The organism is Pseudomonas sp. NPDC087614, from assembly GCF_044743485.1.
GTDB lineage: Bacteria > Pseudomonadota > Gammaproteobacteria > Pseudomonadales > Pseudomonadaceae > Aquipseudomonas > Aquipseudomonas baetica_A.
Genome location: NZ_JBIUWN010000023.1, coordinates 54,099 through 61,187 on the forward strand (window position 1 = coordinate 54,099; position 7,089 = coordinate 61,187).

General features: G+C 60.2%; 7 protein-coding genes and 1 pseudogene. 7 read left to right on the plus strand and 1 reads right to left on the minus strand.

Annotated elements, in window-relative coordinates:
* Positions 1–33 precede the first annotated feature (33 nt).
* Positions 34–1,317 carry an arsenic transporter gene (locus tag ACIOWA_RS11680; RefSeq protein WP_401159883.1) on the plus strand — a complete coding sequence of 428 codons (1,284 nt, stop codon included), beginning with the start codon at positions 34–36 and terminating at the stop codon, positions 1,315–1,317.
* Positions 1,318–1,378: 61 nt separating this feature from the next.
* Here the strand turns inward: ACIOWA_RS11680 and ACIOWA_RS11685 are convergent, their stop codons facing one another.
* Positions 1,379–2,329: a DUF1853 family protein gene (locus ACIOWA_RS11685; protein ID WP_401159885.1), complete on the minus strand. Its 951-nt coding sequence runs from the start codon at positions 2,327–2,329 to the stop codon at positions 1,379–1,381.
* Between the two features lie 115 nt (positions 2,330–2,444).
* Here ACIOWA_RS11685 and ACIOWA_RS11690 point away from each other — a divergent pair, with 115 nt between their 5' ends.
* The 6 genes and pseudogenes from ACIOWA_RS11690 to pepN form a co-directional block, all read left to right on the plus strand.
* Positions 2,445–3,335, plus strand: coding sequence for an NAD(+) kinase (locus ACIOWA_RS11690; protein WP_221733429.1), 891 nt, complete (start codon positions 2,445–2,447; stop codon positions 3,333–3,335).
* On the plus strand, positions 3,332–4,306 hold the full coding sequence (locus ACIOWA_RS11695; protein ID WP_401159898.1) for a metallophosphoesterase: 975 nt from the start codon (positions 3,332–3,334) through the stop codon (positions 4,304–4,306). The genes ACIOWA_RS11690 and ACIOWA_RS11695 overlap by 4 nt, the downstream gene beginning before the upstream one ends.
* On the plus strand, positions 4,303–5,184 hold the full coding sequence (locus ACIOWA_RS11700; RefSeq protein ID WP_401159887.1) for a rhomboid family intramembrane serine protease: 882 nt from the start codon (positions 4,303–4,305) through the stop codon (positions 5,182–5,184). The genes ACIOWA_RS11695 and ACIOWA_RS11700 overlap by 4 nt, the downstream gene beginning before the upstream one ends.
* Before the next feature lie 21 nt (positions 5,185–5,205).
* Entirely contained in the window at positions 5,206–5,466 is a 261-nt protein-coding gene (locus ACIOWA_RS11705) for a DUF1315 family protein (protein ID WP_339466422.1), read from the plus strand.
* Entirely contained in the window at positions 5,463–6,293 is an 831-nt protein-coding gene (locus ACIOWA_RS11710; protein WP_339433748.1) for a DUF2797 domain-containing protein, read from the plus strand. The genes ACIOWA_RS11705 and ACIOWA_RS11710 overlap by 4 nt, the downstream gene beginning before the upstream one ends.
* Positions 6,294–6,303: 10 nt before the next feature.
* Positions 6,304–7,089 (plus strand): annotated as a pseudogene (gene pepN, locus ACIOWA_RS11715) (aminopeptidase N); the annotation flags it as partial.

The following is a 7,089-nucleotide window of genomic DNA, read 5'->3' on the forward strand; positions in this document are numbered from 1 at the left end:
CCCTACCCATTTGATTGTTGAAGGCTGTCGAGAATGCTCGCTGCGTCACTGATTTTCCTGCTGACCATCACCCTTGTCATCTGGCAACCCAAAGGTCTTGGCGTCGGCTGGAGTGCGACGTTGGGCGCCGTGCTGGCGCTGATCTTCGGCGTGGTGCATCTGAGCGACATCCCCCTGGTATGGCAAATCATCTGGAACGCCACCGGCACCTTCGTCGCGCTGATCATCATCAGCCTGTTACTCGATGAGGCCGGGTTTTTTGCCTGGGCCGCGCTGCATGTGGCGCGATGGGGGCGGGGCAGCGGGCGCAAGCTGTTTGCCTTTATGGTGTTGCTCGGTGCGCTGGTGTCGGCATTGTTTGCCAATGACGGTGCCGCACTGATCCTCACGCCGATTGTGATTTCGATGTTGCTGGCGCTGCGCTTTTCTCCGGCGGCCACCCTTGCGTTCGTCATGGGTGCCGGGTTCATTGCCGATACCGCGAGCCTGCCGCTGGTGGTGTCGAATCTGGTCAACATCGTTTCGGCAGACTTTTTCCATATCGGTTTCAATCGCTATGCGGCGGTCATGGTGCCGGTGAACGTTGTCAGCGTCGCCGCGACGCTGGCGATGTTGCTGTGGTTTTTCCGTCGTGACATTCCCAAGGCGTACGCCCCCGAACAGCTTGAACTGCCGCACACTGCGATTCACGACAAAGCGACGTTCTACGCCGGTTGGGGGGTGTTGGTGATCCTGTTGATCGGCTGCTTCTTCCTCGAACAACTGGGCATCCCGATCAGCGCGATATCGGCGGTCTGCGCTGCGCTGTTGCTGGGTATCGCCGCCCGTGGTCACAAGATTTCAACGCGCAAGGTGCTGAAAGAAGCACCGTGGCAGATCGTGATTTTCTCGCTAGGCATGTATCTGGTTGTCTACGGCCTGCGCAATGCCGGGTTGACCGGGTATCTGGCGGGTTGGCTGGATGTTTTCGGCGGTCATGGCGTATGGGGTGCGGCAATGGGCACCGGTGTGCTGACCGCGTTGTTGTCCTCGATCATGAACAATCTGCCGACCGTTTTGATCGGGCTGCTCTCGATTGATGCCAGTCAGGCGAGCGGGGTGGTCAAGGAGGCGATGATCTATGCCAACGTGATCGGCAGTGATCTGGGGCCGAAGATCACGCCGATTGGCAGTTTGGCGACGTTGCTGTGGCTGCATGTGCTGGAACGCAAGGGGATCAGGATTGGCTGGGGGTATTACTTCAAGGTGGGGATTGTGCTGACGGCACCGGTTTTATTGGTGACGTTGGCGGCTTTGGCTGTGCGTTTATCCCTTTAGGCCGAGTCGGCACCCATCGCTGGTTTGCCAGCGATGGGTGGCGAACAGGCACTGCAAATTTTCAGGCTTGGCCAGGCACATTCGGCCAAAGATCCGACACCAGAAACAACCGCTCCGCTTCCTCCCATTCGCCCTGCACATTCTCGATCAGCCGCACCATTAGCTGCGCCGGGGCTAGCGGTTCCAAACCCTCCAGCCACATTTGCAAGTGTTCTTCCTTCCAGGTCTGTTCCACCGGATAGTGCGCCGGTGCCAGCCAGGCATGGCGGGGCAGGGGTTGCCAGCGTCCGGCCGGGCGTTGCGCGACGAACGCCGGCCAATCCTTCTGATGCAACCAACTGCCGCGCAAATGTTGTAGGTGGGCACCCCGCGGCGATTGCGCTTGCCCTGGCCACGGATACAACAGATAACCACCGAGCCACAGCTGCGCACTGAACACCTCGATATCCAGCGCTGCCAGGACTTCGCGACTTTCCGGGCGCGTGGAAATCGGCAGTTGATGCTCGGCCAGATGCGCCAGCTTGCGATCCAGTCGATCATGGCAGCCGGGCCCCAGCCATTGCGCCGGATCATGACCGTCGCCGTTTTGCGGGCCGAGGTAGAGCTTGATTGCTAGCTCCAGGTGATGCACGCCGTCGCGGTCACGCAGCAACATGTCCAGTTCACCGAGGGTATGGCCACCCCGGCGAATCGGCAGGTTGGCGGCGATCAGTTCGATACCCGGTGCATGTTGCACAGCAAACTGCCACAACCGCTCGTAATAAAGGCCCAACCGCCGCGTGCGTGCCTGGGACAGCCAGTGCAGCAATCCGTAACTGTCACGGTCGAGCTGACGCAGCCAGTGTTCCAGGCGCTCGGGATCGGCGACCCAATCGCTGCCGGCCAGCGGATGACGCTGCGGCCATGGCGTTGTGGCCAGCATCGGCGGGGCGAGGATCACCCACGCCAGATCGCGCACTTCGGGATGGCGTAACTGGTGGGGCAACTGGAGCAAGTCAGGAAATAGGATCATCTTGCGAGCATAGCCTTAAACACGGGCACACCCTTGAGGCTGAAAGGATTTTGTCTATCGCAGGCTTTCGCCCATAATCGTGCTTTTCGCGTTTTCGATTGTCCGCAGAGGTCCCATGGAGCAATTTCGCAATATCGGCATCATCGGTCGCCTGGGCAGTTCCCAGGTGCTGGATACCGTCCGCCGACTGAAACGGTTTCTGCTCGATCGTCACCTGCATGTGATCCTCGAAGACACCATTGCTGAAGTTCTGCCCGGCCACGGCCTGCAGACTTCGTCGCGCAAGATGCTCGGCGAAGTCTGCGACATGGTCATCGTCGTCGGCGGCGACGGCAGCCTGCTCGGCGCTGCCCGGGCGCTGGCGCGGCACAACATTCCGGTGCTCGGGATCAACCGTGGCAGCCTCGGGTTCCTCACCGACATTCGCCCCGATGAGCTGGAAGTCGAAGTCGCCAAGGTGCTCGACGGCCATTACCTGGTGGAAAACCGCTTTTTGCTGCAAGCCGAAGTCCGCCGCCATGCCGAAGCCATCGGCCAGGGCGATGCGCTGAACGACGTGGTGTTGCACCCTGGCAAGTCGACGCGGATGATCGAGTTCGAGCTGTACATCGACGGCCAGTTCGTCTGCAGCCAGAAGGCTGACGGCCTGATCGTCGCCACGCCCACCGGTTCTACCGCCTATGCGCTGTCTGCCGGCGGACCGATCATGCATCCCAAACTCGATGCCATTGTGATCGTGCCGATGTACCCCCATATGTTGTCGAGCAGGCCAATTGTGGTCGATGGCAACAGTGAGCTGAAAATCGTCGTGTCGAAAAACATGCAGATCTACCCGCAGGTCTCCTGCGATGGGCAGAACCACTTCACCTGCGCGCCGGGCGACACCATCACCGTCAGCAAGAAAGCGCAGAAGCTGCGACTGATTCACCCGCTCGACCACAACTACTACGAAGTCTGCCGCACCAAGCTCGGCTGGGGCAGCAAGCTGGGTGGTGGAGGCGACTGATGCTCGATCCCGCGCGCAGTTATGACCTGATTGGTGACGTGCACGGATGCGCCCTGACCCTGGAACACTTGCTTGACCGACTCGGTTATCACAAGCAGGGCGGGGTCTGGCGGCATCCATCGCGCATGGCCGTGTTCGTCGGCGACATCATCGACCGTGGCCCGCGGATTCGCGAGGCGCTGCACATCGTTCATGACATGGTCGAGGCCGGTCAGGCGTTGTGCATCATGGGCAACCACGAATTCAATGCGCTGGGCTGGAGCACCCCGGCGCCTCCGGGCAGCGGCAAGCAGTTCGTGCGTGAGCACACGCCGCGTCATGCGCGTTTGCTTCATGAAACCCTGACTCAGTTCGAAGATCATCCCGGCGACTGGCACGACTTTCAGCAGTGGTTCTATGAACTGCCGCTGGTGGTGGACGCCGGGCGTTTCCGTGTCGTGCATGCCTGCTGGGACGCCGGCCTGATCGAACCGTTGCGCGGCCTGTTTCCCGATGCGCGTATCGATGAGCATTTCCTCCAGGCTTCGGCGGTGCCCGGCAGCTTTGCCTGCACGGTGTTCGACCGCCTCCTGCGTGGCACCGACATGCGCCTGCCCGGGGGCCAGACCATGACCAGTGGCGACGGTCTGGTGCGTTCGTTCTTCCGCACCAAGTTCTGGGAAGACGATCCGAAAACCTACGGCGACATCGTCTTCCAGCCTGATGCGCTGCCGGAACCGGTGGCACGGACGCCGCTGACCTCTACCGAAAAAAACTCCCTGCTGCGCTATGGCGTCGACGAGCCGTTGCTGTTCGTCGGCCACTACTGGCGCAGCGGCAAACCGGCGCCGATCCGCCCCAACCTCGCGTGTCTGGATTACAGCGCGGTGCTCTACGGCAAACTCGTCGCCTATCGCCTGGATCAGGAAACCCGCCTCGATCCGGCTAAATTCGTCTGGGTCGATGTCGAGCGGCCGGAGGTGCTGCAATGAGTGCGATAGCGGTATTGCGTTTGCCACTGGCGGTGGATTTGAGTGGTTTTGTCCAGTTGCTGCAACGGATGCAAGTGCCACATCGAGTCAGCGAAGAGGCGGGCGAGCAAGTGCTGTGGGCGCCTGCGGAAATCAGCGAAGACGTGCGCTCGCTTTACGAACGCTTCCCGGCCGGCGATCCAGATCAGCAACTGGACGTTCCCGTGGCCCAGACACTCAAGCGTCCAAGCTTCGTCGAACAGTTGAAATATGCCAAAGCCACGGGGTTTATCCTGCTGCTGTGCCTGATTGTGGGCGGCCTGACTTACCTGGGCGAAAACCTGCAGACCTTGCGCTGGCTCACCTTTCTCGATTTTCGGGTGGTCGGCGATTACATCCATTTCACGCCGCTGGCTGATAGCTTGGCGGCGGGGCAGTGGTGGCGCTTGTTTACGCCAATGCTGATTCACTTTGGCATTCTCCACCTGGCCATGAACGGCATGTGGTACTGGGAACTGGGGCGGCGCATCGAGTCGCGTCAGGGCAGCATCAATCTGCTCGGCCTGACGCTGCTGTTCAGCCTGGTGTCGAACTACGCGCAGTTTGCCTGGAGCGGCCCGAGCCTGTTCGGCGGTCTGTCCGGTGTGCTCTACGGGTTGCTGGGCCATTGCTGGATCTTCCAGTTGCTGGCGCCGAACCCGGCCTATCGTCTGCCGCGTGGCGTGCTGGTGATGATGCTGGTGTGGTTGCTGGTGTGCATGTCCGGGCTGATCTCGATGATCGGCTTCGGCGAAATCGCCAACGCCGCCCACGTCGGCGGGTTACTCATCGGATGCTTCACCGGTTTGTTGGGCGGTTTGTATAACCGCCGTAAACTGGCCGCCTCAAATTTTCAGTGAATAAAGAGCACGGAGACCCTGATGTCCTCTTTTAACGACATGATCAAAAACATCACCCCGGACATCTACGAGAGCCTGAAACTGGCCGTGGAAATCGGTAAGTGGTCCGACGGTGGCAAACTCACCGCCGAACAGCGCGAATTGTCCTTGCAGGCCATGATCGCCTGGGAAATCCAGAACCTGCCTGAAGAACAGCGCACCGGTTACATGGGCCCGCAGGAATGTGCGTCGAAGTCGATCGAAGTGCCGAATATTCTGTTCAAGTCGGATGCCATCCATTGATCGAGATTGGCCGCGGTGCAATCAGCAAAATGTCGGCGCGCCTGGACGGGCCGAACGTGCAATACGCGTTTCGTCTGGATGACGTCGAGGTGCCGGTCAATCCCATGATCGGCACCACGGTGCGTCTTGAATACCTGGGGGCGATCCATTGCACCCATTGCGGGCGCAAGACCAAAACCAGTTTCAGTCAGGGCTACTGCTATCCGTGCATGACCAAGCTGGCGCAGTGCGATATCTGCATCATGAGCCCGGAGCGCTGCCACTATGACGCCGGCACCTGCCGGGATCCGGCGTGGGGCGAGCAGTTCTGCATGACGGACCATGTGGTTTACCTGGCCAATTCGTCGGGGATCAAGGTTGGCATCACTCGTGCTACCCAATTGCCGACGCGCTGGCTCGATCAGGGGGCCAGTCAGGCGTTGCCGATCATCCGCGTCGCCACGCGGCAGCAATCGGGCTTCGTCGAAGATCTGTTGCGTAGCCAAGTGGCTGACAAGACCAATTGGCGTGCACTGCTCAAGGGCGATGCCGTCGCCGTGGATCTGGCACAGGTGCGTGATCAGTTGCTCGACACCTGCGCCGAGGGCCTGCAAGGCTTGCAGGAGCGATTCGGCCTACAGGCCATTCAGACGATTCCCGATGTCGAACCGCTGGAAATCCGCTATCCGGTCGTGCAATACCCGGCCAAAATCGTCAGCTTCAACCTGGACAAGAACCCGATTGCCGAAGGCACGCTGCTGGGGATCAAGGGCCAGTACCTGATCTTCGACACCGGCGTGATCAACATTCGTAAGTACACGGCTTATCAGCTCGCCGTGCATCAGTAAGGACTCCAGCATGCGCACCGAACAACCGAAGATGATTTACCTGAAGGACTATCAGGCGCCCGAGTACCTGATCGACGAAACACACCTGACCTTCGAGTTGTTCGAGGATCACAGCCTGGTCCACGCGCAATTGGTGATGCGCCGCAATCCGGCGCGTGGCCCGGGCCTGCCGCCGCTGGTGCTCGATGGCCAGCAACTGGAATTGCTGTCGGTGACCTTGGCCGATCAGGAACTGAGCGCTGCGGATTATCAGCTCAGTGAAAACGAACTGACCCTGCAACCGACCAGCGAAACCTTCACGCTCGACACCAGCGTGAAGATCCATCCGGAAACCAACACCGCACTGGAAGGACTGTACAAGTCCGGCACGATGTTCTGCACCCAGTGCGAGGCCGAAGGTTTCCGCAAGATCACCTACTACCTCGACCGCCCGGACGTGATGAGCAAGTTCACCACCACGGTGGTCGCCGAACAGCACAGCTATCCGGTGCTGCTGTCCAACGGCAATCCGATTGCTTCCGGCCCGGGCGAAGACGGCCGGCATTGGGCGACCTGGGAAGACCCGTTCATGAAGCCGGCGTACCTGTTCGCGCTGGTGGCCGGTGACTTGTGGTGCGTTGAAGACACGTTCACCACCATGACCGAGCGCAATGTGGCGCTGCGCATTTACGTCGAGCCGGAAAACATCGACAAGTGCCAGCACGCGATGAACAGCCTGAAGAAGTCGATGCGCTGGGACGAAGAGGTCTACGGTCGCGAGTACGATCTGGACATCTTCATGATCGTCGCGGTGAAC